Origin of the sequence: Microvirga terrestris, assembly GCF_015694425.1 — a bacterium.
In the GTDB taxonomy this organism is placed as follows: Bacteria; Pseudomonadota; Alphaproteobacteria; order Rhizobiales; family Beijerinckiaceae; genus Microvirga; species Microvirga terrestris.
On sequence record NZ_JADQDN010000005.1, the window covers coordinates 197,683 to 224,663 of the forward strand.

Consider the following 26,981-nt stretch of genomic DNA (forward strand, 5'->3'; position numbering starts at 1 on the left):
TATCTTCAATACCTTGCTGATTTTAAGCCAGATCGAACAGGCCCAAAGGAGATGTCGGCCGTATGATGCGCCAGTATGAACTCGTCGAGCGGGTCAAGCGCTACAACCCCTCGGCCGACGAGGCGCTTCTGAATCGCGCTTACGTGTACGCCATGATGGCTCACGGAACTCAGAAGCGTGCATCCGGCGATTTGTTCTTCGGCCATCCGCTCGAAGTGGCCGCCATCCTGACGGATCTCAAGCTCGACGACGCGACCATCGCGGCAGCCGTCCTTCACGACACGGTGGAGGATACCCAGGCGACGCTTGAGGAGATCAACAAGACCTTCGGGCCCCAGATCGGCGCCCTCGTCGACGGCCTCACCAAGATCAAGCGGCTCGATCTCGTGTCGAAGCGGGCGGCTCAAGGAGAAAACTTCCGCAAGCTCCTGCTCGCCGTCGCCGACGACGTGCGCGTGCTTCTGGTCAAGCTCGCGGACCGCCTGCACAACATGCGAACCCTGCAGTTCATGCCGGCGGAGAAGCGCAAGCGCATCGCCGAGGAGACCCTCGACATCTATGCGCCGCTTGCCGGTCGCATGGGTATCCAGGAGATGCGCGAGGAGCTGGAGGAGCTGTCCTTCCAGAACCTCGACCCGGAGGCCTATGAGGCGATCCGGCGCCATCTTCATGAACTCTCGGCCAAGAGCGAGAAGCTGGTCGAGGAAATCGAGCGGACACTGACCACGAAGCTGCGCGCCCAAGGAATCGAGGCAGTGGTGACGGGGCGTCAGAAGCGGCCTTATTCCATCTGGCGCAAGATGGAGCGCAAATCCGTCTCCTTCGAGCAGCTCTCCGACATCTTCGCCTTCCGGATCATCGTGGGCAACATCGACGAGTGCTACCGGGCGCTCGGTATTGTGCATACCAGCTGGCCGATGGTTCCGGGGCGGTACAAGGACTACATCTCGACCCCGAAGCAGAACGACTACCGCTCGATCCACACCACGGTGATCGGCCCCGGCAGCCAGCGCGTCGAACTGCAAATCCGCACCGAGGACATGGACGAGGTGGCGGAATACGGCATCGCGGCCCATGCCCTCTACAAGGAAGGCGTGAACGACGATTCGCGCCTGGCGACCGAGAGCCGGGCCTATCAGTGGCTCAGGCGCACGATCGACCTCCTGGCGGAAGGCGACAACCCGGAGGAGTTCCTCGAGCATACGAAGCTCGAACTTTTCCATGACCAGGTCTTCTGCTTCACGCCCAAGGGCCGCCTGATCGCCCTGCCCCGTGGTGCGACGCCCATCGACTTCGCCTATGCCGTCCACACGGATGTCGGCAACACCGCAGTTGGCTGCAAGATCAATGGCCGTATGTCGCCGCTGCTGACTGAATTGCAGAACGGCGACGAGGTGGAGATCGTCCGCGCCGAAGGGCAGACGCCCCCGGCCGCCTGGGAATCCCTGGTGGTCACCGGCAAGGCGCGCGCCTCGATCCGCCGAGCGACCCGCGCCGCCGTGCGCCGGCAATATACCGGCCTCGGCCACCAGATTCTGGAGCGCGCCTTCGAGCGGGCCGGCCGTCCCTTCTCCGACGAAAAGCTGAAAGGCGCTCTGCCCCGGCTGGCGCGGATCTCGGTCGAGGACGTCCTGGCGGCGGTGGGGCGCGGTGAGATGTTCTCCGGGGACGTGGTGCGGGCCGTTTATCCCGACTACTTCGAAGAGCGGCGCGCCGGCAGCGACGGCAGGGGCGGCGGACAGTCCGATGGCGCCGGCAAGAAAGGCGCCGGCGAGCATGCGAGCGGCATTCCGATTCGCGGCCTCAGCACCGACATGCCGATCAGTTTCGCGCCGGAAGGTGGCGCCGTGCCGGGAGACCGCATCGTGGGCATCATGACCCCCGGCGAGGGCGTGACGATCTATCCGATCCAGTCACCCTCGCTCGCGGCCTACGACAACGAGCCTGACCGCTGGATCGACGTGCGCTGGGACCTGGAGGCAGGTTCGACCCAGCGCTTTCCGGCGCGCATCAAGCTACAGTCGATCAACGAGCCCGGATCGCTCGCCCAGATCACGCAGGTGATCGCCGACCATGACGGCAACATCGACAATGTCTCCATGAAGCGGCGCACGCAGGACTTCACCGACATGACCATCGACTTGACGGTCTGGGACCTGAAGCATCTCAATGCCATTATCGCGGAGCTGCGCGCCAAGCGCGTGGTGAGTCGCGTCGACCGCATCACCGGATAGAAGCCTATGTCTCCTAAACCTCGCATCGCTGTTATCATGGACGAGAACACCAGCAGCGACGGCACCCGCTATGAAACCACGAAAGCGTATTTCGTCGCCATCCAGCGCGCCGGCGGCCTGCCTTTCGGCATCCCCTATATCCCGGAGATGATCGACCCTGTCGTGAACGAGTTCGACGGCTTCGTGAGCGTCGGCGGACGCATCCGGTTTCCTCGTGATTGGTACATTGCCGGTGACGAGTCGCATTATCCGTCATCGGAGCGGCTCAAGGTCGAGCAGGCGCTCATGCGGGGATTCCTCGAACGTGACAAGCCGGTGCTCGGCATCTGCAACGGCATGCAGATGCTCGCCTGTCTTCACGGAGCGCGCATGGTGCATGAGGTGCGGAAAAGTGGCCCGCATATTCTCACCCATGATGATCGGACGGCCATGCACTCCATCGAGATCGTGTCGGGTACCATGCTGTCGCGCATTCTGGGTGCGACGCGCCTCGAGGTGAACAGCCGCCATCAAGAGGCAGTCGTTGCAGTGTCCGATCAGGCCGTCATTGCCGCTAAAGCGGATGACGGCGTGATCGAGGCTGTTGAGATCCCATCGAGGCGCTTCGCGATCGGCGTCCAGTGGCACCCGGAGGCCTTCGCGACTCAGGATAATCCTGGCAACAGGCTATTCAGCGCCTTCGTGCAGGCGGCGCAACAGCGCCACTGATTGCCACTACAGGAATACCCCATGCCGATTTCGGTTCTCGGTCTCGATGCCGACGATACGCTCTGGCACAACGAGACGTTCTATCAATCAACGCGCCAGCGCTTTAACGAACTGCTCGCCGATTTCGTCGATGCCAAGCGGCTCGAAGAAGAGATTGAGGCAACGGAGATGCGCAATCTCGGCCTCTACGGCTATGGGGCAAAAGGCTTCACGCTCTCGATGCTGGAGACTGCCATCCAGGTGAGCGACGGGACGATTTCGAGCCGGGCGCTCAGTGATATCCTCACGATCGGTCGTGAGCTGATGAACCATCCCGTGGAGCCCCTCCCCGGCGTTCATGAGACACTCGAAGCGCTCTCGGCGGAATACAAGCTCGTGCTGATCACCAAGGGCGACCTCTTCCACCAGGAATCGAAGCTCGCCGCCTCCGGCCTCGGCAACTTCTTCTCAGGCGTTGAGATCGTCAGCGAGAAGAAGGCGGACACCTATGCCCGCATCTTCTCGCGCCACGGGGTCGGCCCGGAGCACGCCGCCATGGCCGGGAACTCCGTGCGCTCGGACGTGCTGCCCGCGCTCGAAGCCGGCAGCTACGCGGCACTCATCCCGTTCCATCTGGTCTGGGCGCACGAAGACGCGCCACTTCCCACCGACAACCCGCGCTTCACTGAGTTGCCGTCGTTGACGGAGCTTCCCCGATGGCTGGCGGAGGTTTCCTGACTCTCGAACACGTCCTGCTTGCCGTGAGCCATTGCTGATCGAAAGGCGGGTTGCCAAGTCTTCAGGTGGAACTTACATCACGCGTAGGAGCATCCTCATCGCGTTCCAGATGACTCATGCCCCATATGGCTGCTTGCGTCCGGTTCTTGGCCCGTATTTTACGAAGTATTGCCTTGATGTGAACTTTTACGGTCGCCTCAGCGATCTCAAGCTTACGGGCAATGACCTTGTTTGGATCGCCATCCATAAGGCATCGAAGGATGGCCAATTCTCGACACGACAGAATTCTGGAATACTTTGTATCGACCGAAGCACTGTTGCTCCGCAATGAACCGAGGGTCTCTGCGGGATAAACGGGCTCGCCCAAGACCACGAGATCAAGGGTTTTCAAGAGAACTTCGCACGAGATCGATTGTATTAGATATGCGTCTGCACCTGAGTGGAAGGCGGCGATAACCTTTTGCAATTCGTACTTGTCGACCAGCAGAACGACTCGGCTGGAGGGATGGCGATCTTTGATGTCTCTGACTTGGTGGCAGGCATTGTCATAATCCTCCGCCACGCCCATGATGAAGATGCTTACCTCGTCTCCCGGCGATGGGAGTGAACCGACTTCCTCCAGGGACGAAGCTAGGGCGATAGGATTGTACCTCGTTTCAGCCAAGATGCTGCGCAGGCCTTCGCGGAGGAGCGCGTTCGGCTCTATCAAGACCGTGACGACGGATTGACCGTTGCTTCCCTCTTTCAAGGTTGTCTGCTTGAGGGAAGGCCCAGCTGCATTTCCTGAGGCTGAATAGTCTATTTGATCAGCGCGCGGCCGATTCATAAAGGGGATATCTTTCAAGGCTATGCTGTTGTTTGCCATGATCCTAATCCTTCAATTCCATGAAAAATTCTTCTGCTGAACTTTTCATTTGTGTGACATCAGGATTGATCATCAGGTCCGCATGCATAACCAGATCTGCAGAAGTGGCGATTACTTCACCCTCAGAATCCGCAAGTGCTGCTCAGATGATCACAATCCAAAATTCGACGCTCTCGTAAGCCATTCTACTTTGCCCCTAGCTTTCTATATTCATGCACCTTGGCGGTGAGTTCGTCCTATAAATGCAACAATATATAATTTCTCAAGTGCGACTCCGCACATGAAGAGTAAGCGGGTTCAAGTTCACACATCTTTTGAAAGCTCTTGCCTCCTGCCCGCCCCCCTGCCAAACAGCCCCTCGCAGGAGGCACAGCCATGACCCCCAACGAGATTCTCGAAGAATTCCGCTCCGCAGGCGCACTGCTGGAGGGGCACTTCATTCTCTCTTCGGGACTGCACAGCCCCGTCTTCCTGCAAAAGATGTTCGTGTTTCAAGATCCGGCTCGCACCGAGCGGGTCTGCCGAGCGCTGGCAGGGAAGATCAGAGATACGTTCGGGCCTGTTGACTATGTTGTCTCCCCGGCTGTCGGCGGCATCGTGCCGGGCTATGAGACGGCCCGGCATCTGGGGGCCAAGGCGATCTTCGTCGAGCGCGAGAACGGGATCTTCGTTCTGCGCCGTGGGTTCACGATACCGGAGGGCGCCCGCGTCGTGATGGTCGAAGACATCGTCACCACGGGCCTTTCCTCTCGGGAATGCTTGGCGTCTCTTCAGGAGCATCCCGGAACGATGCTCGGCGCCGCCTGCCTCATCGACCGCTCCGGCGGCAAGGCCGATCTCGGCGTTCCCCTCGTGTCACTGGTTCAACTCGACATTCCGGCTTATGCGCCGGACCAGCTGCCACCCGAATTGGCGGCTCTTCCGGCCACCAAACCGGGTAGCCGAAGCCTGAAATCAAAATAGCTGTTCATTTGTCACACACCGGCTTGACTGCCTTGGTTCCGACAACTTGACTCTTGGAATTTACACGCCATTAAGTATTTTCCATTGTCAGGATTACTGGTCCGAAGGGTTAATAGCAGCCTGTTTTGGGGCACGTCATACATTCTTCGCGCAGTTTTATTGCCTGCGTAAATAATAGATGTTGCTTGAATAATGAAGGTTGTTAGGCCGCTCCGGCAGACACGGATAGAGAATACTTATGTCAGGCCAGCAGCGGATCGCTCTCTTCATTGATGGCGCCAACCTTTACGCTACAACGAAAACTCTCGGCTTCGATATCGATTACAAGCGCCTGCTGAAGGAATTTCAGGGCCGCGGCTCCCTCGTGCGCGCTTTTTACTACACGGCCCTTGTGGAAGATCAGGAATATTCTTCCATTCGCCCGCTGATCGATTGGCTTGATTACAACGGCTACCGCGTGGTCACGAAACCCACCAAGGAGTTCGTCGACTCGGCTGGCCGCCGCAAGGTCAAGGGCAACATGGACATCGAGCTTGCCATCGATGCGCTGGAGCTCTCGCCTTTTATCGATCACATGGTTCTGTTCTCCGGCGACGGCGATTTCCGCTCGCTCGTCGAGGCGATGCAGCGGCGTGGCGTACGGGTTTCGGTGGTGTCCACTGTCACCACGCAGCCACCGATGGTGGCCGACGAGTTGCGTCGGCAGGCGGACGAGTTCCTCGACCTGTCGCAGCTCGCCTCCCGGATCGGCCGCGATCCCTCGGATCGGCCGCAGCGTCCCATGAACGAGAATGGAGAGCGCCCGCGTCCGCAGCCCCGCAGCCCCGCGCTCGAGAGCCGCTACGGCATCCGCCAGCCCCAGGACGACGAGCTCGATATCTGACGTGGATGAATGAACAGCAGCATGGCCGTTCCCGGGCTTGATCCGGGGACGGCCATTTTCGTTTGGATCAGAGCGAGCTCTCTTCCACTTGGCAGCTCAGTCCCAACGCGCCGGCGGTGTTGCTGACGGTGGCCAGACACAGGTCAGTCCGCTTGGGCGGGATCGAAACCGCGAAGCGCGTCACGTAAAGCCCGCCCTCCGCATCCGGCAGCTTGCGCGCCTCGAGCCGCACGATGTTGGCCTCGTATTGCTTGAACACCTCGGCCAGCCGGGCCACGAGGCCGAGCTGATCGCCACCGCTGATGGCGATGCGATGAGTGACGCTTCCCGCAGGGCCTGGGCTCGGATCGAAAGCATAAGGAACCGCGCGGATCTCGGCGCCTTCGAGTTCTGCAAGCTGCTTGAGACCGGCCTCCACGTCGCCGGCCGTCACTTCCGGCGGGAGTTCGCACAGGGCCACGAACTCGGCGCCGGAGCCGAGGGACGCAAAGGTCGCGTCCCGCAGGTTAACGCCGATGTTGAACAGGTGCTCGGCGATGGCCGCAACGAGCCCGACCCGATCGGGCCCGAGAATCGACACGAGAGCCACGGACGCCATGTCTTCCCTCCTGATCAAGCCAGAGGGGATCTAGTGCACAATGCCCTTGCGTCAGCCCTTGTCGCGCATGAGACGGGCCTTCTCCCGGTTCCAGGAGCGCTCCTTCTCAGTCTCACGCTTGTCGTGCAGCTTCTTGCCCCGGCCGAGGCCCAGTTCCACCTTCGCCCGCCCGCGATCGTTGAAGTAAATCTTGAGCGGAATCACCGTGAACCCCTCCCGCTGCGTGGCGCCGATCAGCTTGTTGATCTGGTTCTTGTGCAGGAGCAGGCGCCGGGGACGCTTGGTTTCATGGTTGAAGCGGTTGGCCTGGAGGTATTCCGGGATATAGGCGTTGAAGAGATAGAATTCCTCCCCAGAGGGTCCGGCATGGGCCTCGCCGATGGTCGCCTTGCCCTGGCGGAGGGATTTCACCTCCGTGCCGGTAAGCGCGATCCCTGCCTCGTAGGTATCGATGATCTCATAATTAAACCGCGCCTTCCTGTTGTCGGCGACGACGCGGTTGGGACTCTTCGTATCTTTTGCCATGAGCTCTGTTTTTAAGCGTTGATCAGGCCCGCATGGACCATGGCCGAGCGAACGGCCTGCTTCGCGTGGTCGGAGGCCGGCACCAACGGCAGGCGCACATCGGCCTCCATGAGGCCAAGCAGCGATGCCGCATATTTCACGGGCGTCGGATTGGTCTCGATGAACAGGTTTGTGTGCAGGGGCATGAGACGGTCCTGCACCTTCAGGGCCGAGGCATAATCCCCATTCAGGCAGGCGCTCTGCATCTCGGCGCAGAGGCGGGGCGCCACGTTGGAAGTGACTGAAATGCAGCCATGTCCACCATGGGCCATGAAGCCAAGGGCCGTGGCATCCTCGCCGGAGAGCTGGATGAAATCCGGCCCCATCACCTGCCGCTGCAGGCTGACCCGCGCCATGCTGGCAGTGGCATCCTTCACGCCGGCGATATTCTTCAGCTCAAAGAGCCGAGCCATCGTCTCCACCGACATGTCGATCACGGAGCGGCCGGGGATGTTGTAGATGAAGATCGGAATGCCGATGGCGTCGTTGATGGCCTTGAAGTGCTGGTAGAGGCCTTCCTGCGTCGGCTTGTTGTAATAAGGCGTCACGATCAGCACCGCGTCGGCGCCGACCTTTTCTGCGTGCCTGGAGAACGCCACCGCCTCCGCGGTGCTGTTGGAGCCGGCGCCAGCGATCACCGGCACCCTGCCCTTCGTCTCCTCGACGCAGATCTCGACGACCCGGTCATGTTCCTTGTGGGTGAGCGTCGGGGTCTCGCCGGTCGTGCCCACGGGAACGAGGCCGCTGGTGCCCTCCTGGATCTGCCAATTGATGAAGGACCGGAACGCCGCCTCATCCACGGCGCCATCGTTGAACGGAGTTACCAGAGCCGTGATGGAGCCTTTGAATTGGGTCATGAATCTTCCTCGGGTAAAAACGCGCCGGGTCCTAGAGGCCACAAGGGCTTAACACATAGGGGGTGCGGCGCATGGGCGCAAACGTTCCTTCGGGGAGTTGTCCTAGCTCGGCTCTTAGTGTTTCCTCAAGAGAAACGTCGTCACAATGAGATGCGGGCGACAGCAAAGGGGTTAGCGGGTGAGCCTCAATATGCGTCTTTTCATGGGTCTTGTGACATCCGCTGCGCTTGTCCAACTCTCCACCCTCGCGGTCCAGGCCAACACAACGCCTCCTTTGAAGACCGAGGCGCCCCAGACTAGTACCCTTGAAACCTTTGTTCCGGCCAATCCAGTGCCGGGAGACCTGGATCACTTGGCTGGGATCTTCAAGGCCTATCGGGACAACGATCTGACCGAGGCCGAGATCCTCAAGACCAAGCTCACGCAACCGGCCCCTCGTGCGCTCGCAGAATGGTTTGCCATCCGCAGCGGCGCGCCCATCACTTTCGACCGCATCTCGGCCTTCCGGAAGGATTTTCCGGATTGGCCGGTTACCAACCAGATCCGACGCAGAAGCGAGGACACCCTGCTGGCCGAACGCCGGTCGCCGCCTCAGGTCCGCTTCTTCTTCGCCAATCAGGCGCCTGTTACGCCGGGGGGACGGATCGCGCTCGCCTTCGCCCTGAAGGCGGACGGCCTGACGCAGGAGGCCCATGAGAAGATCCGTCATGTGTGGCGCGAGGACACGTTCGGCCCTGACGTGGAGCGTCGCATCCTCGACCAATTCCCCGGCGTGCTCACTCAGGCCGATCACCGCTTCCGCATGGAGCGGCTACTCCTTAAGGAGAACTGGGGTGGCGCGCAGCGGGCGGCGGGTCATGCGGGCAAAGATTACGAGCTTCTCGTCAAAGCGCGCATGGCCGTGTTCCAGGGCAAGAAGAAAGCCCAGAAAGCATTCGGGGCCGTTCCGGCTTCCCTCAGGAGCGACCCCTCCTACCTGTTTTCCCGCGCCCTGCTCCAGCGCCGGAGCAACAACCTAGTCGAGGCCGCCAGCATCATCATGCAGGCGCCTCGGGATCCGGAACTCCGGGTCGATGGTGACGAATGGTGGGCCGAGCAGCGCCTGATCACCCGTGAGCTTCTCGACAAGGGCGATGCCAAGACGGCCTATGAGGTGGCAAGCCACCACGCCGCCGAGTCCCCGGTGCAGCAGATCGAGGCGGAGTTCCACGCAGGTTGGATCGCCCTGCGCTTCCTGATCGAGCCTGCGAAGGCCTCTCAACACTTCGCAGCTGTCGCCAAGACGGCCTCGACACCCATCTCCCTTTCACGAGTTGCCTATTGGCAGGGCCGCGCGGCGGAGGCCACCGGCGAGGCTGAGAACGCCCGACTGTTCTATGAGCGCGCCGCCGACAACCCCACGACCTATTACGGGCAGCTCGCCCAGGCAAAGCTTGGTCGGACCATAACCTTGAGAAAGGTCGATCCTCTGACGGAGGACGAACGCAATGCCTTCAACACCCTCGTTCCGGTTCAGGCAATCCAGCTGCTGCATCAGATCGGCGAGCAGGATCTGGCCATGGGCCTCTATTCCGATCTCGCCCAGACCCTGAGCGACCCTGGTCAGCTCGATGCACTCGCAAGCCTCGCCACATCGCAGCAGAATCCCCGCGCGGTGCTCGCCATTGGCAAGATCGCCCTGCAGCGAGGCTTCCCGCTCGATCAGCATGCCTATCCATTGGCGGCCATCCCGGACTTCCAGCCGGTCGGAGAAGATGTGGAGCCTGCGATGGTCTATGCCATTGCCCGCCAGGAAAGCGCCTTCAATTCCCGCGCCATCTCCAGCGCCGGAGCCCGCGGCCTCATGCAGCTCATGCCGGCGACCGCCAAGAGGACGGCCCAGCGCTTCGGCGTCGGGTTCGATCTCAATCGTCTCATTGACGACCCATCCTACAACGCGAAGATCGGCTCCGCCCATCTCGGCGAATTGATGGAGGATTGGAAGGGCTCCCATATCCTTGCCTTCGCATCCTATAATGCAGGTGGCGGCAACGTGATCAAATGGGTCCGATCCTACGGCGACCCCCGCAGGCCCGACGTGGACGAAGTCGACTGGGTCGAGCGCATCCCCTTCTATGAGACCCGCAATTACGTGCAGCGGGTTCTCGAGAATCTGAGGGTCTATCGGCAGCGCCTGAACGAGAAGGCAACACCGGCAGCTCCTGCGACGGCGGACGCGACAAGCACCAACTAGTCAGGCAAGATGCGGCTCATCGATGTCCAATGATTATGGAATGAGATGAGCGACACCTACCGGGATCTTTTCGTGTCCGCAGCCGACGGGCTGCGCCTTTACGCCCGAGATTACGACCCTGGCACGTCAGGTGCCTTGCCAGTCGTTTGCCTTTCGGGCCTTACGCGATCATCCGAAGATTTTCACGAACTCGCCATGGCTCTGAGCCGGGGTACATCGCGGCCCCGCCGCGTTTTATCCTTGGACTATCGCGGCCGCGGCCGTTCCGACTGGGATCCGGACTGGCTCAACTACGACATCAAGATCGAACTGAACGATGCCTTGCAAGTGCTCACCGTAGCGGGGATCGAAAAGGCCGTGTTCGTCGGCACGTCCCGGGGCGGGTTGATCACCATGGCCTTGAGTGCGGCCCGCCCTACCGTGATTGCCGGTGCGGTCCTCAACGATATTGGTCCCGTGCTCGAAGCCGGAGGGCTTACCCGGATTCGCAGCTATGTCGGCAGGCTGCCGACGCCTCGCACTATTCAGGAGGCTGTGCACATCCTGAAGCAGGCCTCGGCAGCAGAATTTCCTGCTTTCACCGATGAGCAGTGGCAGGCCTTGGTACGGGTGACATGGCGCGAAGCCGATGGCCAATTCGTTCTCAACTACGACCCGAACCTGATGAAGACCCTTGAGGCTGCCGATCCGGAGGCGCCTCTGCCGGATCTCTGGCCGCTCTTCGATGGATTGAAGCCTTTACCTGTTCTCGTCATTCGCGGTGAGCATTCGGACCTGCTGTCAGCCGAGACGGTGCAGGCCATGCGGGACAGGCATCCAGGGCTCATGGCGATCACGGTTCCCGGTCAGGGACATGCCCCTGCCCTGGATGGCGATCTCGTTCACGCAATCGAGCAGTTTATTCTGTCACTGGAAGGTTTGGCCTAAAGGTTGAACACACCGAGACCTGACGCCCGCAGCCTTGAGACATTAAGGCCATTTGACTCAGATCCACGGCATCCAAAAGAAAACCCCGGTGTTGCCACCGGGGTTTTCCTGTCCAATCAGACGAGCTGATTAGAAGTCGCGCTGGATGCGGAAGCGAGCTTCCCAGCGATCGTCGTCGATACCGGCAGTGATGCCATCGACATCGAGGTTAGCATAGAGAGCCTCAACACCGATGTTCAGGCCCGAAACCGGGGTCCAGAAGGTGTTGACGCCAACGCGCCACTCAGTGAAGTCAGCCAGGCCGATCGGAGCGTCGTCGAACTCGACGCTGGCGTACGAACCGTGGACAGCCGAACGGATGGTGGGCGTCCAGTAGTGACGCAGACCACCGGCGACCTGCCAGCCGCTAGCCGTCTCGACCGAGCCATCAGCGCCGATATAGGCGTCGAAGACCGAGGCGGAAGCATCGCTCGTGTTGGTCACGTTGCCGGAGAAGCCGAGGTAGCCGAGAGCGCCGTCAGCATAGGCAGCAGCAAACCACAGGGCATCGCCTGCACCCAGAGCCGGCAGGTTGAAGCCGATCTGCGTGCCGATGGCCCAGCCGAGCTCGCTGTCGTACACCGGGTCGATGCTGCGGGCCTGGTGCAGAGCACCGGAGACCTGCACCGAACCCCAGGTGCCAGCGTACTTCAGGTTACCGACGAGGTCGGGATAACGCTGGCCGCCCTGGCCGAAGAGAGTGGCGTTGTTGACAACGGTGGTGGCACCGTCTTCCAGCGACAGGGTGGCCGAGAAGCCATTGCCGAAGGAGAAGGTGTAGGCGAGCAGGTTCACGTCCGGATAGTCATAGAAGCGGAGCGTGGTGATGTTCTCGTTCGGCAGGTCGCCATTGGCGAAGAACGAGGTCGTGCGACCAGCGGTCAGGCCACCAAACTGAATGTAGGCCTGAGCCAGGTTCGACGTACCGGCTGCGCCAACGCCCGAGCCGGAAGCGTAAACGCCGGTGTTGCGGTCCATCTCCATGCGGACGTAAGCACGCAGAAGGCCGTAGGCGGTCGCCGTACGAGCGTCGAGAGCGACGCGACCACGAGCGCGGAACCCGATCGCGTTGCTGGCGCGGCTGATCGGCTCAAGGTACTGATACTCAGCGCGGACGCGGCCGGAGACGCGCAGGCAGGTTTCAGTGCCGGGGATGTAGAAGAAGCCTGCACCGTAGGTCGAGCAGACGCGAACGTATTCAACAGCAGCTGCCTTCTTCACGGGAAGGTCGGCAGCTTGAGCTCCGGCAACAGCCGCGAGACCCGCGACCGATCCGAGGAAGAGGCTCTTAACGAGCTTCATGGTTAAACCTCCAAAGTTTCGAGACCCTGGGGGGCCGGGTTTTTGTGCTTCGGTAACTTCATCGAAGCCCTAAACACGTCCCTTTTCCCCTTAAGTACCCGGCGGCTCGCCTTTTCGGTCGAACCCACCAGGATCACGACTGGGGTGCCCCCGTCGCTGGAGCCACATTATCCATCGTTGACCCGCAAGCAACCGAATGAAGGCGCAAAACGGGCAGCAGCGGGGGCTTTTCAGGGGCATGTTGCACAAACGCAACGTTCACGGCGCGCTTCTTTACTTTTCGTTAGGACTTTGACCCGGGTCTTCATAAATCCTTAAGGAAAAAGGCTTTTGGCGCGATCTCAAAGTCGCGTGATCATCGGCGGAACCCTCTTTCGCCGCCGAACCACAGGGCTCCACCTGTGCATAACAACGTCGCAATGGCGGACACGGCTTCGTCCAATTCCAAAAGAAAGAAGGCCGGAATGAGCCCGGCCTCCATCGAATCGGCGAATGCTGTGAAGGTCAGGCGACCTACGGACCAATCACGCCGCGGCGAATCTGATCCTCCTCGATGGATTCGAAGAGAGCCTTGAAGTTACCCTCGCCGAATCCGTCGTCGCCCTTGCGCTGGATGTACTCGAAGAAGATCGGCCCGATAGCCGTCTTGCCGAAGCGCTGGAGCAGCACCTTCGTGAAGCCGCCTTCGACCACGCCCTCTCCGTCGATGAGGATGCCGTTCTTCCTCAGGCGATCAAGGGGCTCCTCATGCTTCGGAAGGCGCTTGTCGATGCGCGAGTAGTAGATCTCGTTCGGCGCTGGCATGAACTCAAGACCGGCGTCGATGAGCGATTCGATGGATTCGTAGAGATCAAGAGATCCCAGCGCCACATGCTGGATGCCCTCGCCCTTGTATTCCTGCAGATACTCTTCGATCTGCCCGGTCTCGCCCGCATCCTCATTGATCGGGATGCGAATCTTGCCGTCCGGGCTCGTCATGGCGCGGGAGTGAAGACCCGTCAGCTTGCCCGCAATGTCGAAGTAGCGAATCTGGCGGAAGTTGAAAAGGCGCTCGTAGAAGCCGGCCCATTCGTTCAGCCGCCCGCGATAGACATTGTGGGTCAGGTGGTCGATGTAATAGAGGCCGACGCCCTTCGGCTTCGGATCAGGTTCGCCGAGCCATTCGAAATCCACGTCGTAGATCGAGCCCTTCGCGCCGTAGCGGTCGACGAAATAGATCTGCAGGCCGCCGATGCCTTCAATTGCCGGGATCTCAAGCTCATTCGGCCCGACCTGCGTCTGCACGGGCTTGGCTCCCATGGAGAGCGCCCGCTCATAGGCATACTTCGCATCGGCAACCCGGAAAGCCATGGCCGGAGCTGAGGGACCGTGCTGGGCCGCGAATCGCTCGGCGAAGGAGCCCGGTTGGGCATTGACGATGAAGTTGATGTCGCCCTGCCGGTAGAGCAGCACGTTCTTTGAACGGTGCTTGGCGACGACGCTGAAGCCCATGGTCTTGAAGAGACGGTCGAGAGCCTGCGGATCGGGATGGCAGTATTCCACGAACTCGAAGCCATCCGTCCCCATCGGGTTCTCTTCGGAAATGGCGGCCGGGGGCGCATCGTGCGGGAACGGTCCCATGGTCTTCCTCCTGTCATGCCTCCAGTGAAGGAGGTCTTTACGTGTGGAACCAACGCATCTGCCGTGCAGCGGATGCAGTTCTTCATCAGGCAGCGTCAGGCTGGTTGGCCGGCGCGGCGCTCTGAAAGGCCTTGAGCTCGGCGCAGGCCGCATCCACAGCGACGATCTTCGGGTACGCATCGAGCGGGACATTGAAGCGCCGGGCGTTGAAGACCTGCGGCACAAGATAGACATCCGCCAGCGTGATCTTGGACCCGAAAGCGTAGGGCCCTGGGCCGAGCAGGGTCTCGATGGCATCGAAGCCTTCACGGACCCAATGGGCGTACCACGCGTCCGCTGCGGACTGATCGTGTCCGAGGCGGTTCTTGAGATAGCCGATCGTTCCGGAGTTGTTGAGCGGGTGGATATCGCAGGCGATCAGGCTGGCGATGGCCCGGACCTTGGCCCTGTTGATGGCGCCCATCGGCAGCAGCGGGGGCTCCGGATAGACCTCGTCGAGATATTCGAGAATGGCCGGTGACTGGATCAGCGTCGTATCGCCAATGTCGAGGGACGGCACGCGCATCTGAGGGTTGAGCGATTTGTAACCTGCCTCGCGCTGCTCACCTTTCAGCAGGTTCACCGTCACGGACTCATATGACACCCCCTTGAGATTGAGGGCGATCCTCACCCGGTAGGCGGCGGACGAGCGGAAATAGGTGTAGAGCTTCACGCCTCGCTCCCCTCTGTATCCCGCGGCGCCAGCAATCGCGCCTGTCGGGTCAGCTTGTCGATCAATGTGGAGAGCGTCTTCTGCTCCTGGGGAGTCAAAACGGACAGGAGGCGCTCCCCGACAGCGAGGGCTTCCGGAGCCACTGCCTCGTAGATCGCCCGCCCCTCCGGCGTAAGAGCCAGCCATTCCTCACGGCGGTCATCCAGGTTTGGGCGCCGCTTGACGAGCCCGCGCTTCTCAAGGGCCGAAACCGCCCGCGAAACCGTCGATTTGTGCATGACGCCATCTGGCGCCATATCCCTTGCCGTCCGGCACTCATATTGCCCGAGGGTCACGATCACGCGCCAAGCCGGAATCGAGAGACCGAACCGCTCGGCATAGATCTGGGCGAGCGCGCTCGACGTCAGCCCTGCCAGTACATTGAGCCGGTAAGGCAGAAACTCCTCCAGAACCACCAAAGGCTCAGGAGCCGGCTTCCTTGCTGCAGATCCGCTCGCCATTGCCATTCCGTTCGTTGCTCATGCAACCAATAACATGATTTGTTGCATGAGCAACTAGATTTTCCTGACGAAACGTCAAGTCATTCCAGTTCTAACCTGACGGGATCATTGTTTGGGCTCGAAGCTCAGCCCATCGCCGATGGTTTCAAGTGTTGGAGACGGCCTCTGCGGGAGTTTTTGCCAGCGAACCTTATCGGCGTCGCGACTGATGTGCCCCGTGGTCCTTTTCACTTTTCGTGTCAGGTAGTTGACGCTGAGGGAACTCGTGTCGCCGCTGCCCCGATGGGTCGTACTCCGGTCATAACCGATCAGCTCGAAGCGGCCGGATCTGTGCCGGAACGTATAAGTCGTGTTGAAAGTCTCCCATCCTCCAGCGCTCATGAACCAATCCAGACGCACCTGAAAGCCGTCACGCACGACGGCAATCCCAAGTTCCTTGTCGAACGGATCATCGGCAGCGGGCTCCGTGCGGCGGGGAATGAGTGTGTGGTTCTCGAACTGCAGGGCGAACTTGCCTGAACCCCCATCACGAAAGGCGATAGCCAGAATGCGAGGATTGGTGTCGAACGGCTTCTCGCCAAGTCCCTCGAAATCCTCAATCACATTTGCAGGATTGTTCTGGCGCACGACCAGGATCAGATCAGCTTTTCCATCCTGGTTGAGGTCGCCGGACGCTTGCACCTCAAGCATCCATCCCGGTGGAACGAAGCCTTCCGCCCTCCCGGCCTGCCGCGGCAGGCTCGGGTAAGAGACCTCGGGAATCGTGAGGGACTGAGCCGCTGCGATGGGCGAAAGCAGAATCGCAGCGGCAACAGCAACGCAAGAGAGAATGGCCGTCAGGTAGGAAGCGAGCCCCGCCCGACGATTCATGCTTACGCCCGTCCGCGGGTGCGGATCATGAAGGTGTCGAAGGCGTATTCGTTGAGTTGCCACCAGGGCAGAACGTCGGTGCGGTAGGCTACCATGGAATCGTAGACCTTCTTGAAGTTGGCGTCCTTGGCGGAGAGTTCCCCATAGAGCTCGTTCGCCGCCTTGAGCGATGCCTCCATGATGGCCGGCGAGAAGGTGCGCAGTTCCGCGCCGGCGCCGACCATGCGGCGCAGCGCCTGGCCGTTCACCGCATCGTACTTGGCGAGCATCCAGTTGTTCGCCGCCTCGCAGGCATTGGACATGATGGCCTGATAGTTCTTTGGCAGCTCGTTCCACTTCTGCTGGTTGACGACGAGATGCAGCATGGCGCCGCCCTCCCACCAGCCCGGGGCGTAGTAGTATTTGGCCACTTTCAGGAAGCCGAGCTTCTCGTCGTCATAGGGGCCGACGAATTCGGCCGCGTCGAGCGTGCCGCGCTCCAGCGCCGGATACACATCGCCCGGTGCAACCTGCTGCGGAACAACCCCGAGCTTGGCCAGCACCATGCCGCCAAGGCCGCCGATGCGGAATTTCAGGCCGTTCAGATCCTCGACGGTGTTGATCTCCTTGCGGAAGAAACCGCCCATCTGCGTGCCGGAATTGCCGCAGACCAGGGAGGTGCAGTTATACTTGGCCAGGATCTCGTTGATGATCTCCTTGCCGCCGGCGAAGTGCCACCAGGAATGAAGCTGGCGCGCGTTGAGACTGAAGGGCAGCCCCGTGCCCATGCCGAGCGCCGGCTCCTTGCCAACCCAGTAATAGGTCGGGGTATGGGCGCATTCTACGGACCCGTTCTGCACCGCATCCATGGCCTGGAGCCCGCCGACGATCTCGCCCGGGGCGAAGACCTGGATCTGGAACTTTCCGTCGGTCGCGTCCGCCATGTACTTGGCGAAGGTCTGGGCGGTGCCGAAGATGGTATCGAGGGATTTCGGGAAACTCGAGGTCAGGCGCCAGCGGATTTCCGGATTCGATTGGGCGATCGCGGGAGCCGCCACGGTGCCGGCCACTGCGGCGAGGCCGGCGCCTTTCAGGAAGTTTCTTCTCTTGATCGTTGTCATTGGCGTTTCCCCGGAAAGCATTTCGTTGCAAGTTGAGTGGACCATAACAAACCGGTCGGTGGCAATGAAGCTCTCTTCCCTGAATCAAGGCCGTGACGGCCGCCTCGTCGTCGTGTCGAAGGACCTGACTCGCGCAACGGACGCATTTTTCATTGTTCCGACGCTCCAGCAAGCCCTGGACGATTGGGAAAAAGTCGAGCCGCGCCTGCGGGATCTCGCCGAGCAGCTCGAGCACGGCTCGGTTCCGGCCTTCCGCTTTCACGAACACGACTGTGCCTCGCCCCTGCCCCGCGCCTACCAATGGGCCGACGGCTCGGCCTATGTGAATCACGTGGAGCTGGTGCGCAAAGCCCGCGGGGCGGAGATGCCCGCCTCCTTCTGGACCGACCCGCTCATGTACCAGGGCGGCTCCGACTCGTTCCTCGGCCCACGCGACCCGATTCAGGCGGCCGACGAGGCGCATGGCATCGACTTCGAGGCGGAGGTGGCGGTGATCACCGGCGACGTGCGCATGGGCGCCAGCCGCGAGGATGCGGCGGCTGCCATCCGGCTGGTGGTTCTCGTCAATGACGTCAGCCTGCGCAACCTCATCCCGGGCGAGCTCGCCAAGGGCTTCGGCTTCTTCCAGGCCAAGCCCTCTTCCACCCTGTCGCCGGTAGCGGTCACGCCCGATGAGCTGGGGGACGCGTGGGATGGCGGCAAACTGCACCTGCCGCTGCTCTCCGCCCTGAACGGCAAGCCCTTCGGCCGGCCCAATGCGGGCGTCGACATGACCTTCGACTTCCCGACCCTGATTGCCCATGCGGCCAAGACCCGGCCGCTCGGGGCCGGCACGATCATCGGCTCGGGCACCGTCTCCAACAAGGATGCGGGCGGCGGACCGGGCAAGCCCATCGCGGACGGAGGCCTGGGCTATTCCTGCCTGGCGGAGCTGCGCACCGTGGAGACGCTGGTTCACGGTGAGGCCAGGACGCCGTTCATGCGCTTTGGCGATACGATCCGCATTGAGATGAAGGACAAGGCCGGCCAATCAATCTTCGGGGCCATCGAGCAGGAGGTCCAGGCTTACCGCAAAGAGGCGTGATGCTGCGCCTGGATCACGTCCAGCTGGCTATCCCGAAACGCGCGGAAGACTTGTGCAGGGCGTTCTATGCCGGCTTGCTCGGTATGAGGGAGGTGCCGAAGCCTCAGGCGCTTGCCAAGCGCGGAGGCCTCTGGCTGGAGAGCGGCTCGGTGCGGATCCATCTCGGAATCGAGGAGGATTTCCGCCCGGCCCGCAAGGCGCACCCAGCCATCGCCGTCGCCGATCTCGATGCCCTGGCGCGGCTCCTGTTCCAGGCTGGCCATGAGCCTGCCTGGGACGATGCCATTCCGGATGTCCGGCGGTTCTACGTTCAAGATCCGGTCGGCAACCGGATCGAATTCATGCAGGGCTGATGTCCCTCAAAACCTTTGGAGCACCATTCCAGACCCGAACCCTGCCGTCGATGGCCTAACCAATCGGTGAACCCGCCGAACGGAACTCTTGGAAATGCCCTGCCTTTTCCTGGTGCACATCCTTAAGCACAGGGAGAATAGACCATGAATCTCGGCAGCATCCTCGACGGCCTGATGCGCAGCCAGGGCTCTTTTGGTGGCCGCCCGCAGCAGGGCGGCCTTGGCGGCATGCTCGGTGGGTCCGGCGGCTTCGGCTCCCAGATCCCAGGCGGCATGGGCGGCCTCGCGGCCGGAAGCCTCCTGTCCCTGATCCTGGGCTCCCGCGGCGGGCGCTCCGCCGGCGGCTCGCTCATGAAGGCTGGCGGCCTCGCGGTGCTCGCGAGCGTCGCCTTCAAGGCCTATCAGGACTGGCAAGCCAATCAGGCGCCGAGCACCGGACGCCCAGGAAGCGTACCCGCCCAACCACCCGCAGGCAGCGGCTTCCACCTTGATGAGGAAAAGGACAAGAACGGCCATGAAATGGGCCTCGCCCTGGTCCAGGCCATGATCTCGGCGGCGAAATCCGATGGGCATCTGGACGGAGAGGAAAGCACCCGGATCCAGGAGCAGATCCAGCAGCTCGGCCTCGGCAACGCGGAGAAAGGCTTCCTGCTCGACATGATGGCCAAGCCCGCCGATGCCGCCGCCATCGCCCGCCTGCCCAAGACTAAGGAACAGGCCGCCGAGCTCTATGTAGCCTCGCGGGTCGCCATCGGCGACGCGGACACGCCTGAAGAGAAGGCTTATCTCGACCGTCTCGTGGCGCTCATGGATCTTCCCACCGATCTGGTCACCCATCTCGACGCACAGATCGGAGCCGTCCGCCAGACGGTCGCCGCCGGCACGGGAGCCTGACTTAAGCAAAGAGGCTCCATAGGATGGCTATGGAGCCTCATCTCTCCAAACACCCATGGAGCGCCCCATGAGCGACCACGTCTACAAGATCGTCGAACTCGTCGGCTCGTCCGAGACCAGCATCGAGGATGCGATTCAGACCGCGATCCGGCGTGCCAGCGAGACCTTGCGAAACCTGCGCTGGTTCGAGGTTATTCAGACCCGCGGGCACATCGAGAACGGCGAGGTGCACCATTATCAGGTCGTGCTGAAGGCGGGGTTCACGCTGGAAGCGGGCAGCTGACGGGCTGCCCGCCGTTCCCGTCCTTGCCCTACTTCACCTCGGTCTCGTAGATGTAAAGGGTGGACTTGTCGTCCTCGGGCATGAAGTAGCCGCGGATCCCTGCGTCGCTCGCTTCCATCCAGACCGGGTTGTGGGTCATGTCCATTCCGCCTGCGGTCCAGAGCAGCACCGGGGTCTGAAAGAGTGGACGGCCATCGGCGAGGCTCACGAGGTCGAGCCCGCCGAGGCGGAACGGAGCGGCATCCGGCGTGACCCGCATCTCCGTTACGCCGGAGCACAGCATCCGACTTTTGCCGGCATATTTGCAGTCCTGGTAGTCGAGATAATGCGACGTGTTGAGCGCCCTCAGCTTCTCGGGCGCTTCGCTTGCATTGGTGGGCTTTCCGTCGCCACCGAGCGACCAGCGATAGAACCGGCGCGATCCCCAGCTCACCCCGTGCAGCGTCTTGTCGTCCGTGTTGTGCACCACGCCGCCGACATGATCGGCAAAGCGGAACATCTCCTCCGCCTTCATGGTCTCCGGATCGACGCGGTAGACAATGGAGCGGCTGTTCGGCCGGTACTCGGCCACCGGCACCCAAATGTACTCGCCGTCATAATCGATCCCGCCCGGATGGTAGATCGTGCCTTCGCCGAGGGTGATGTCGGCGATGAGGTTGCCCTTCATGTCGATCTTGAACAGATGCCCGACGCCCGCGCCCGTGTCGCGATCGTAGCCATCCACCGGCTGCGGAAACCGCTTGGTCGGCTGCTGGATTTCGACGGAGGACACGAACATCGTGTCGCCGATCTTCACCATGCCCTGCGGGTGATGGGTCACGAAATTGATCGGAACCGCCGAAACGGGCTCCCATTGCGTGCCCCGCGACAGCTTCGTCACGCGCTCGGCTATAGCATCGCGATCAGGCTCTGCGGCGTTTGAGATCGCGGGGAAAGCTATAAGGCAGAGGGTCGTCAAAACGGTAGCCACCTGGCGTTTCGATAAGCAGTCCATCGCGCTCCTCCATTAATGACGTCCGCTTCTATTGAGCGGTAATGTCACTTTAATGAAGCCAGAAATCCTGTCAGCCTTTACATTCACATCATCACCCTCTCCCGTCATGGCCGGCCTTGTGCCGGCCATCCCGATTGGAAGAGAGCTGCGCCCCACAGAATCGTCATCACCGGCGCAAGGCCGGTGATGACGAAGGAGGACACTCCTCAAGATCGTTTACCTCAGGGATCATTGAGCTATAGGGAACAACCTACCCCTCCAGCTCCTCCCGCAGCATCTCCAGTTCCAGCCAGCGCTCCTCGGCTGCGTGCAGCTCCGTTTGCAATTGCGTCAGCGCGTCCATGGCCTTCTGGAAGCGGGCCGGGTCGCGGGAATAGAGGTCCGCGTCGGCGAGGATCTCCTGCACCTTGGCGATCTTGGCCTCGATCCCGCTCATGCGCTTCGGCAGCGTCTTGAGGTCGTGCTGCTCGTTGAAGGAGAGCTTGCGCTTGTTCTGCGTTGGAGCCGAGGGAGCCGCCTTGTCGGTGTTCCTCGGCTTCGCTTCCTTCTCGACGACGCGTGCCTGAACGCCGCGTCCGCGCTGGGCCACCATGTCGGTGTAGCCGCCCGCATATTCGAGCCAGCGACCCTCACCTTCCGACACCAGGACGGAACTTACTGTCCGGTCGAGGAAGTCTCGGTCGTGGCTGACGAGAATGACCGTGCCGGAATAATCCTGGATCATCTCTTCCAGGAGGTCGAGTGTTTCCAGGTCGAGGTCGTTGGTGGGCTCGTCGAGCACCAGGAGATTGGAAGGCTGCGCAAGCGCCCGGGCCAGCATGAGGCGGTTGCGCTCGCCGCCGGAGAGCACGCCCACGGGCGTGCGGGCCTGTTCGGGCGAGAACAGGAAGTCCTTCATGTAGCCGATCACATGCTTGGTCTGGCCGCCGATGGTGACCGTGTCGCCGCGCCCGCCGGTGAGCGTCTCGGCTACGGTCGCATCCGGGTCGAGGCTCGCGCGGCGCTGGTCGAGGGTGACCATCTGCAGGTTGGAACCGAGGCGCACCCGACCCTCGTCCGGCTCCTGAACGCCCGTGAGCATGTTGATCAACGTGGTCTTGCCCGCGCCGTTCGGCCCGATGATGCCGAGCCGGTCTCCGCGCAGGACGCGCAGGGACAGGTTCGTGACGATGGGCCGGTCGTAAGCTTTCGAGATGCCCTCCGCCTCGACCACGAGTGTGCCGGACTGCTCGGCCTCGGCGAGGCTCATGTTGACCGTGCCGACCGCGCGGTTGCGGTCGCGGTACTGCTGACGCATGGCGTGAAGATTGCCGAGGCGGCGCACGTTTCGCTTGCGCCTAGCGGTCACGCCATAGCGCAGCCAGTCGGCCTCGGCCACGAGCTTGCGCCCGAGCTTGTGATGCTCTGCCTCCTCCTGCTCCAGCACCTGGTCGCGCCATTCCTCGAAATGAGCAAAGCCCCGGTCCATGCGGCGGGTGCGGCCCCGGTCGAGCCAGACGGTCGCCTGGGAGAGGCTCTCCAGGAAGCGTCGGTCGTGGCTGATGAGCACGAGCGCCGAGCGCAGGCTCTTCAGCTCGCCCTCAAGCCATTCGATGACGGGCAGGTCCAGGTGGTTGGTGGGCTCGTCGAGGAGCAGGATGTCCGGCTCGGGCGCCAGCACATGGGCCAGCGCCGCCCGGCGGGCCTCGCCGCCGGAGAGGTCCGCGGGCTTTTCTTCCCCGGTCAGCCCCAGCTGCTCCAGCAGGTAGCGCGCCCGGTAGGGATCGTCACCCGGTCCGAGACCGGCCTCCACATAGGCAAGCGTCGAGGGATAGGCGGAGAGGTCCGGTTCCTGGGCGAGATAGCGAACGGTCGCGCCCGGCTGCACGAACCGCTTGCCGCGATCCGCCTCGATTTGCCCTGCCGCGATTTTCAGCAGGGTGGATTTGCCCGAACCGTTGCGGCCCACGACGCAGGCCCGCTCGCCGGGAGAGACGGAGAGTTCCGCGCTCTCGATGAGCGGAGTGCCGCCGAAGGTGAGAGCGATATCTTGAAGGGACAGAAGAGGAGGAAGTGCCATTCCCGGTCACCTGACACCTCTTGGTCGCAGATGCAAGGCCGCTCAGGAATGGTACGGGGTGGACGCTCTCCCATCTTTGTGCTCCCCTGCTGAGGTTAAGCTGAGCGTTTGCATGACACTGACGAAGCGTCTGCTCCTTCTGGCGTTGATTTCGGTTCTGCCGGCCATCGTCATCTGGACTTACACGGAAGTCTCCCTGCGCCGGGCCCGGGAAGCGGAGGTGAACGATCTTGCGATCCGGCAGGCGCAGCTGGTGGGCGCGGAAATCGAGCGGATCTTCGATGGGGTCCAGGGGCTTCTGCTCGCCATCGACGAGACCCAGTCCATCCGTAACTTCGACACGGCCGTCTGCAGCCCGTACCTGAAGGCCATTCAGGAGAAGGTGCCCTACATCCTGTCCTTCGTGGCCATGGATATCAGCGGGCATATCCGCTGCCGGCCGACCGGCACCATCGACACCCAGCACTATTTTGCGGACAGGCCCTACTTTCACAACGCTTTGGGCCAGAAGGGCTTTGTCGTCGGCGAGTATACTCCCGCCTTCGAGGAGGGCGGATTGGGGCGGCATCCGGTGCTGCCGCTGGCACTGCCGATCTGGAACAACAGGGGCGACGTGGTCGGCGTGCTGGCTGCGGCGCTGGATCTGAAGTGGCTCAGCCAGAAGCTGAAGGAGCGCACCGTGCCGGAAAACGGCTCGGTCACCGTTGCCGATCGGAACGGCATCGTTCTCGTGCAGGATCCCCAGCCCGAACGGTTCCAGGGAAGGTTGCTGCCGCAGGAATTCCTGGTGCAGGCCCGGGCCCGAGAAGCCATCACCGCTCAAAGCACCATTCCCGATGGACTGAAGCGCGTCCTTGCCCACGTACCGCTGCAGCTCCCGCCGAGGGACATCTACGTCAATGTCGGCTTGTCGACAAAAGCCGCCTTCGCAACAATCAACCAGGCCGCCCGACGCGGCTTCCTGCTGATTACGGCGGCGCTCATTCTGGCATTGTCCCTGTCGGCGCTGCTCAGCCGCGCCTTCATCACCAAGCCGTTTGAGATGGTCACAGACGGCATCCAGGCCTGGCGGCGTGGCGATTACCGGGCGCGGATTTTGCTGCCGCGCAAATCCGGTGAGTTCAGCATCCTGGCCAAGGCCTTCAACGATCTGATGGACGACGTGGCCGAGCGTCAGCAGGCGCTTCAGGTGAGCGAGGAGCGGGCGCGTCTAGCCTTGGAAGCGGGACATATGGGAACCTGGTGGTACGACCCGGACAAGAATGTCGGCGGATTGTCCAGTCAGGCTTCATCCATGATCGGGATTTCCCAGGCCACGACAACGATGAACCCCAGGGCCTGGCGGGATCTGCTGCATCCCGAAGACATGGAGCGTGTGGTCGAGAAATGGCGGAATGCCATCCAGAATCGCGGTGACTACGAAGACGAGTATCGGATCCGCAACAGGAATGGCACCATCCGCTGGATCAGCTCCAAAGGTCGTGTATTTCTCGATATCGAGAAGCGGCCGGTCTATTTCGTCGGCATCTTCCAGGACGTTACGGAGCAGAAGCACGCGGAGGAGCAGCAGCGCTTCTTCCTGGATGAGCTGAACCACCGAGTGAAGAACACGCTGGCCACCGTCCAGTCCATCGCGTCCCAGACTCTGCGCACGACGGAATCGTCGGCGCAGTTCAAGGAAGCCTTCGAAGGCCGCTTGCTGGCGCTGTCGAAGACCCACAATCTGCTGACCCGCAAATCCTGGCGCGAGGCGGAACTGCGCGATGTGGCGGAGCAAGAACTGGCCCCCTATCGCAAGGCCGGCGACGCGCGAGTCGTGCTGGAGGGTCCGGACGTGAAGCTCCCGGCGCGCTACGCCATCAACCTCGGCCTTGTCCTACATGAACTCGTAACGAATGCCGCCAAGTACGGTGCGCTCTCGACCAATGCAGGCCATCTTGAGGTGGCATGGTCGGTCGTTGAGGGCGATGATCGCCCGAAGCAGCTGCGCATTCATTGGTCTGAAAGCGGCGGGCCACCCGTCGCGCCGCCCAAGCGCCAGGGCTTCGGATCGCGCCTCATCCGCCGCAGCATCGAGGGCGAACTTGGCGGCAACATGGTGCTTAACTTCGCCGAGGGCGGCGTTGCCTACGACATCTCCGTTCCATTGACCCCACCGGCTAGCGCAGCAGCATAGACAACAAGCGGCTCATGCTTCTGCCATAAGGCGCCTTCGTCATGCCGGCCCCGTTAAAGCGCGCCTGCCGGAACACGGATCGGGCATGGCTGAAGGTGCGAAAGCCAGCCTCACCATGATAGGCGCCCATGCCGCTCAGCCCCACGCCGCCGAAGGGCAGTTCCTCCTGCACGCAATGCAGCAGCGTGTCGTTGATCGCGACGCCGCCAGATTGCGTGCGCGCCAGAACGCTTTGGGTGGTCGTCCTGTCGTGGCTGAACAGGTAAAGGGCCAAGGGATGCGGACGCGCGTTGATGAAGCGGCAGGCCTCATCGACATCATCATACGCGATAACAGGAAGGAGGGGGCCGAAGATTTCTTCCTGCATCACCTGCGCCTGTTCGGGCACATCGGTCATCACGACGGGCGCGAGCTTGCGATGCGCCGTGTCGAGCGTCTCGCTGCCTGGATTGATCTCAACCACCTGAGCGCCGTGCTCCCGCGCATCGGCGATCAGGTGGTTGAGGCGCGCATGATGCCGCTCGCTGATAATGGCGGTGTAATCGGGATTGGAGCCAAGTGTCGGATACAATTGCGAGACCGCGTCTCGATAGGCCGCGACGAAGGCCTGTTCCTTTTCGCGCGGCACGAGCACGTAGTCGGGCGCGATGCAGGTTTGGCCCGCATTGAACAGCTTGCCGACCGCGATCCGCTCGGCCGCCTTCTCGACCGGGTAATCCGCCGCGACGAGCGCAGGCGATTTTCCGCCCAGTTCCAGGGTCACCGGCACGAGATTGCCGGCGGCCGCCTGCATGACCTGGCGCCCGACCTGGGTCGAGCCGGTGAAGAGCAGGTGATCGAACGGGAGGTGCGTGAACGCCCGCGCCACATCGGGCCCACCCTGCACCACGGCCACCTCCGACGGATCGAAGACCTCAGCGATCACATCCTCCATGAGCGCGGAAGTGCGTGTCGTCATCTCGGACGGCTTGATCATCACCCGGTTGCCTGCCGCCAGCGCTCCTGCAAGCGGCGAGAGCGCGAGCTGGACTGGGTAATTCCATGGGCTCACGATGCCCACGACGCCGAGCGGCTGGTAGATAATGCGCCCGGTACCGGGCTGGAACATCCACTGGATTGGCCGCCGCCGTGGCTTCATCCATCGGCGGAAGTTTTTGCGCGCATGGCGCAGGCTCGCGATTACCGGATAGAGATCGGCGAGCTTCGTCTCATGCGGCGAGCGATGCCCGAAGTCCTCAGCGATGGCCTTCGTAAAACCGTCCGCATGGCGCACGAGCGCCTTGGCAAGGGCACCGAGAACCTCATCACGCCGCTCAGGCGACAGGCCTCCCTGCTCCGCCCAGGCGCGTTTCTGGGCCTGGAAACAGGCCTGCAGCCGGTCTCTGGCCGAATTGGGAACGGCGTCGTGCACGGGTCGGAGGCTCCTCTGGCTCCAGGCATCATATG

General features: G+C 62.0%; 25 protein-coding genes. 12 read left to right on the forward strand and 13 right to left on the reverse strand.

Features of this window, described 5'->3' with window-relative positions; all coding sequences use genetic code 11:
• Positions 1-62 precede the first annotated feature (62 nt).
• From I2H36_RS12125 to I2H36_RS12135, 3 genes are read left to right on the forward strand one after another with little or no spacing between them, the layout of a single operon-like run.
• Positions 63-2,234 carry a RelA/SpoT family protein gene (locus tag I2H36_RS12125; RefSeq protein ID WP_196264158.1) on the forward strand — a complete coding sequence of 724 codons (2,172 nt, stop codon included), beginning with the start codon at positions 63-65 and terminating at the stop codon, positions 2,232-2,234.
• Between the two features lie 6 nt (positions 2,235-2,240).
• Positions 2,241-2,942: a gamma-glutamyl-gamma-aminobutyrate hydrolase family protein gene (locus I2H36_RS12130; RefSeq protein WP_196264159.1), complete on the forward strand. Its 702-nt coding sequence runs from the start codon at positions 2,241-2,243 to the stop codon at positions 2,940-2,942.
• A gap of 21 nt (positions 2,943-2,963) precedes the next feature.
• Positions 2,964-3,659 carry an HAD family hydrolase gene (locus I2H36_RS12135; RefSeq protein WP_196264160.1) on the forward strand — a complete coding sequence of 232 codons (696 nt, stop codon included), beginning with the start codon at positions 2,964-2,966 and terminating at the stop codon, positions 3,657-3,659.
• A gap of 61 nt (positions 3,660-3,720) precedes the next feature.
• Here I2H36_RS12135 and I2H36_RS12140 read toward each other — a convergent pair whose 3' ends face one another.
• Positions 3,721-4,524 (reverse strand): LuxR C-terminal-related transcriptional regulator, encoded by an 804-nt coding sequence (locus I2H36_RS12140; protein ID WP_196264161.1) that lies wholly within the window; start codon positions 4,522-4,524, stop codon positions 3,721-3,723.
• Positions 4,525-4,899: 375 nt separating this feature from the next.
• Between I2H36_RS12140 and pyrE the strand changes: the two genes are divergently transcribed.
• Entirely contained in the window at positions 4,900-5,487 is a 588-nt protein-coding gene (gene pyrE, locus I2H36_RS12145) for an orotate phosphoribosyltransferase (protein WP_196264162.1), read from the forward strand.
• Positions 5,488-5,725: 238 nt separating this feature from the next.
• A complete protein-coding gene (locus I2H36_RS12150) occupies positions 5,726-6,370 on the forward strand; it encodes a LabA-like NYN domain-containing protein (protein WP_196264163.1) in 645 nt (214 codons plus the stop codon).
• Positions 6,371-6,437: 67 nt separating this feature from the next.
• Here I2H36_RS12150 and I2H36_RS12155 read toward each other — a convergent pair whose 3' ends face one another.
• The 3 genes from I2H36_RS12155 to dapA are packed head-to-tail and all read right to left on the reverse strand — an operon-like array spanning position 6,438 to position 8,389.
• Positions 6,438-6,968 (reverse strand): glycine cleavage system transcriptional repressor, encoded by a 531-nt coding sequence (locus I2H36_RS12155; RefSeq protein ID WP_196264164.1) that lies wholly within the window; start codon positions 6,966-6,968, stop codon positions 6,438-6,440.
• Positions 6,969-7,019: 51 nt separating this feature from the next.
• Positions 7,020-7,493, reverse strand: a complete 474-nt coding sequence (gene smpB, locus I2H36_RS12160; RefSeq protein ID WP_196264165.1) for an SsrA-binding protein SmpB — start codon at positions 7,491-7,493, stop codon at positions 7,020-7,022.
• 11 nt (positions 7,494-7,504) lie between these two features.
• Positions 7,505-8,389, reverse strand: a complete 885-nt coding sequence (gene dapA, locus I2H36_RS12165) for a 4-hydroxy-tetrahydrodipicolinate synthase (RefSeq protein ID WP_196264166.1) — start codon at positions 8,387-8,389, stop codon at positions 7,505-7,507.
• A gap of 190 nt (positions 8,390-8,579) precedes the next feature.
• Between dapA and I2H36_RS12170 the strand changes: the two genes are divergently transcribed.
• A complete protein-coding gene (locus tag I2H36_RS12170) occupies positions 8,580-10,622 on the forward strand; it encodes a lytic transglycosylase domain-containing protein (protein WP_196264167.1) in 2,043 nt (680 codons plus the stop codon).
• A gap of 45 nt (positions 10,623-10,667) precedes the next feature.
• Positions 10,668-11,549: an alpha/beta fold hydrolase gene (locus I2H36_RS12175; RefSeq protein ID WP_196264168.1), complete on the forward strand. Its 882-nt coding sequence runs from the start codon at positions 10,668-10,670 to the stop codon at positions 11,547-11,549.
• 129 nt (positions 11,550-11,678) lie between these two features.
• On the opposite strand, the gene I2H36_RS12180 is transcribed toward I2H36_RS12175, so the two are convergent.
• The 6 genes from I2H36_RS12180 to I2H36_RS12205 form a co-directional block, all read right to left on the reverse strand.
• Positions 11,679-12,890 carry a porin gene (locus tag I2H36_RS12180; protein ID WP_196264169.1) on the reverse strand — a complete coding sequence of 404 codons (1,212 nt, stop codon included), beginning with the start codon at positions 12,888-12,890 and terminating at the stop codon, positions 11,679-11,681.
• A 513-nt stretch (positions 12,891-13,403) separates the two neighbouring features.
• Positions 13,404-14,510 carry a 4-hydroxyphenylpyruvate dioxygenase gene (hppD, locus tag I2H36_RS12185; RefSeq protein WP_196264170.1) on the reverse strand — a complete coding sequence of 369 codons (1,107 nt, stop codon included), beginning with the start codon at positions 14,508-14,510 and terminating at the stop codon, positions 13,404-13,406.
• An 85-nt stretch (positions 14,511-14,595) separates the two neighbouring features.
• Entirely contained in the window at positions 14,596-15,222 is a 627-nt protein-coding gene (gene maiA, locus I2H36_RS12190) for a maleylacetoacetate isomerase (protein WP_196264171.1), read from the reverse strand.
• Positions 15,219-15,722 carry a MarR family winged helix-turn-helix transcriptional regulator gene (locus tag I2H36_RS12195; RefSeq protein WP_196264172.1) on the reverse strand — a complete coding sequence of 168 codons (504 nt, stop codon included), beginning with the start codon at positions 15,720-15,722 and terminating at the stop codon, positions 15,219-15,221. Before I2H36_RS12195 ends, maiA begins: the two co-directional genes overlap by 4 nt.
• 105 nt (positions 15,723-15,827) lie before the next feature.
• Positions 15,828-16,592, reverse strand: coding sequence for a hypothetical protein (locus tag I2H36_RS12200; RefSeq protein WP_196264173.1), 765 nt, complete (start codon positions 16,590-16,592; stop codon positions 15,828-15,830).
• 2 nt (positions 16,593-16,594) lie between these two features.
• Positions 16,595-17,683, reverse strand: a complete 1,089-nt coding sequence (locus tag I2H36_RS12205) for a TRAP transporter substrate-binding protein DctP (protein WP_196264300.1) — start codon at positions 17,681-17,683, stop codon at positions 16,595-16,597.
• A gap of 73 nt (positions 17,684-17,756) precedes the next feature.
• Here I2H36_RS12205 and I2H36_RS12210 point away from each other — a divergent pair, with 73 nt between their 5' ends.
• The 4 genes from I2H36_RS12210 to I2H36_RS12225 all read left to right on the forward strand — a co-directional run bounded on the left by I2H36_RS12210 (position 17,757) and on the right by I2H36_RS12225 (position 20,306).
• Positions 17,757-18,776, forward strand: coding sequence for a fumarylacetoacetate hydrolase family protein (locus I2H36_RS12210; RefSeq protein ID WP_196264174.1), 1,020 nt, complete (start codon positions 17,757-17,759; stop codon positions 18,774-18,776).
• On the forward strand, positions 18,776-19,129 hold the full coding sequence (locus I2H36_RS12215) for a VOC family protein (RefSeq protein WP_210331056.1): 354 nt from the start codon (positions 18,776-18,778) through the stop codon (positions 19,127-19,129). Before I2H36_RS12210 ends, I2H36_RS12215 begins: the two co-directional genes overlap by 1 nt.
• A gap of 144 nt (positions 19,130-19,273) precedes the next feature.
• The gene (locus tag I2H36_RS12220; RefSeq protein ID WP_196264176.1) at positions 19,274-20,023 is read left to right on the forward strand and encodes a tellurite resistance TerB family protein; all 750 of its coding nucleotides are present in this window, start codon (positions 19,274-19,276) and stop codon (positions 20,021-20,023) included.
• Between the two features lie 67 nt (positions 20,024-20,090).
• Positions 20,091-20,306, forward strand: a complete 216-nt coding sequence (locus I2H36_RS12225; protein ID WP_196264177.1) for a dodecin — start codon at positions 20,091-20,093, stop codon at positions 20,304-20,306.
• 28 nt (positions 20,307-20,334) lie between these two features.
• On the opposite strand, the gene I2H36_RS12230 is transcribed toward I2H36_RS12225, so the two are convergent.
• Together I2H36_RS12230 and I2H36_RS12235 are read right to left on the reverse strand one after the other, a co-directional pair.
• On the reverse strand, positions 20,335-21,276 hold the full coding sequence (locus tag I2H36_RS12230) for a DUF6454 family protein (protein WP_343234440.1): 942 nt from the start codon (positions 21,274-21,276) through the stop codon (positions 20,335-20,337).
• Positions 21,277-21,550: 274 nt separating this feature from the next.
• Positions 21,551-23,359: an ABC-F family ATP-binding cassette domain-containing protein gene (locus tag I2H36_RS12235; RefSeq protein WP_196264179.1), complete on the reverse strand. Its 1,809-nt coding sequence runs from the start codon at positions 23,357-23,359 to the stop codon at positions 21,551-21,553.
• A gap of 112 nt (positions 23,360-23,471) precedes the next feature.
• Here I2H36_RS12235 and I2H36_RS12240 point away from each other — a divergent pair, with 112 nt between their 5' ends.
• Positions 23,472-25,535, forward strand: coding sequence for a sensor histidine kinase (locus I2H36_RS12240; RefSeq protein WP_196264180.1), 2,064 nt, complete (start codon positions 23,472-23,474; stop codon positions 25,533-25,535).
• Here the strand turns inward: I2H36_RS12240 and I2H36_RS12245 are convergent.
• Positions 25,519-26,946, reverse strand: coding sequence for an aldehyde dehydrogenase family protein (locus tag I2H36_RS12245; RefSeq protein ID WP_196264181.1), 1,428 nt, complete (start codon positions 26,944-26,946; stop codon positions 25,519-25,521). The genes I2H36_RS12240 and I2H36_RS12245 overlap by 17 nt on opposite strands.
• Positions 26,947-26,981 lie beyond the last annotated feature (35 nt).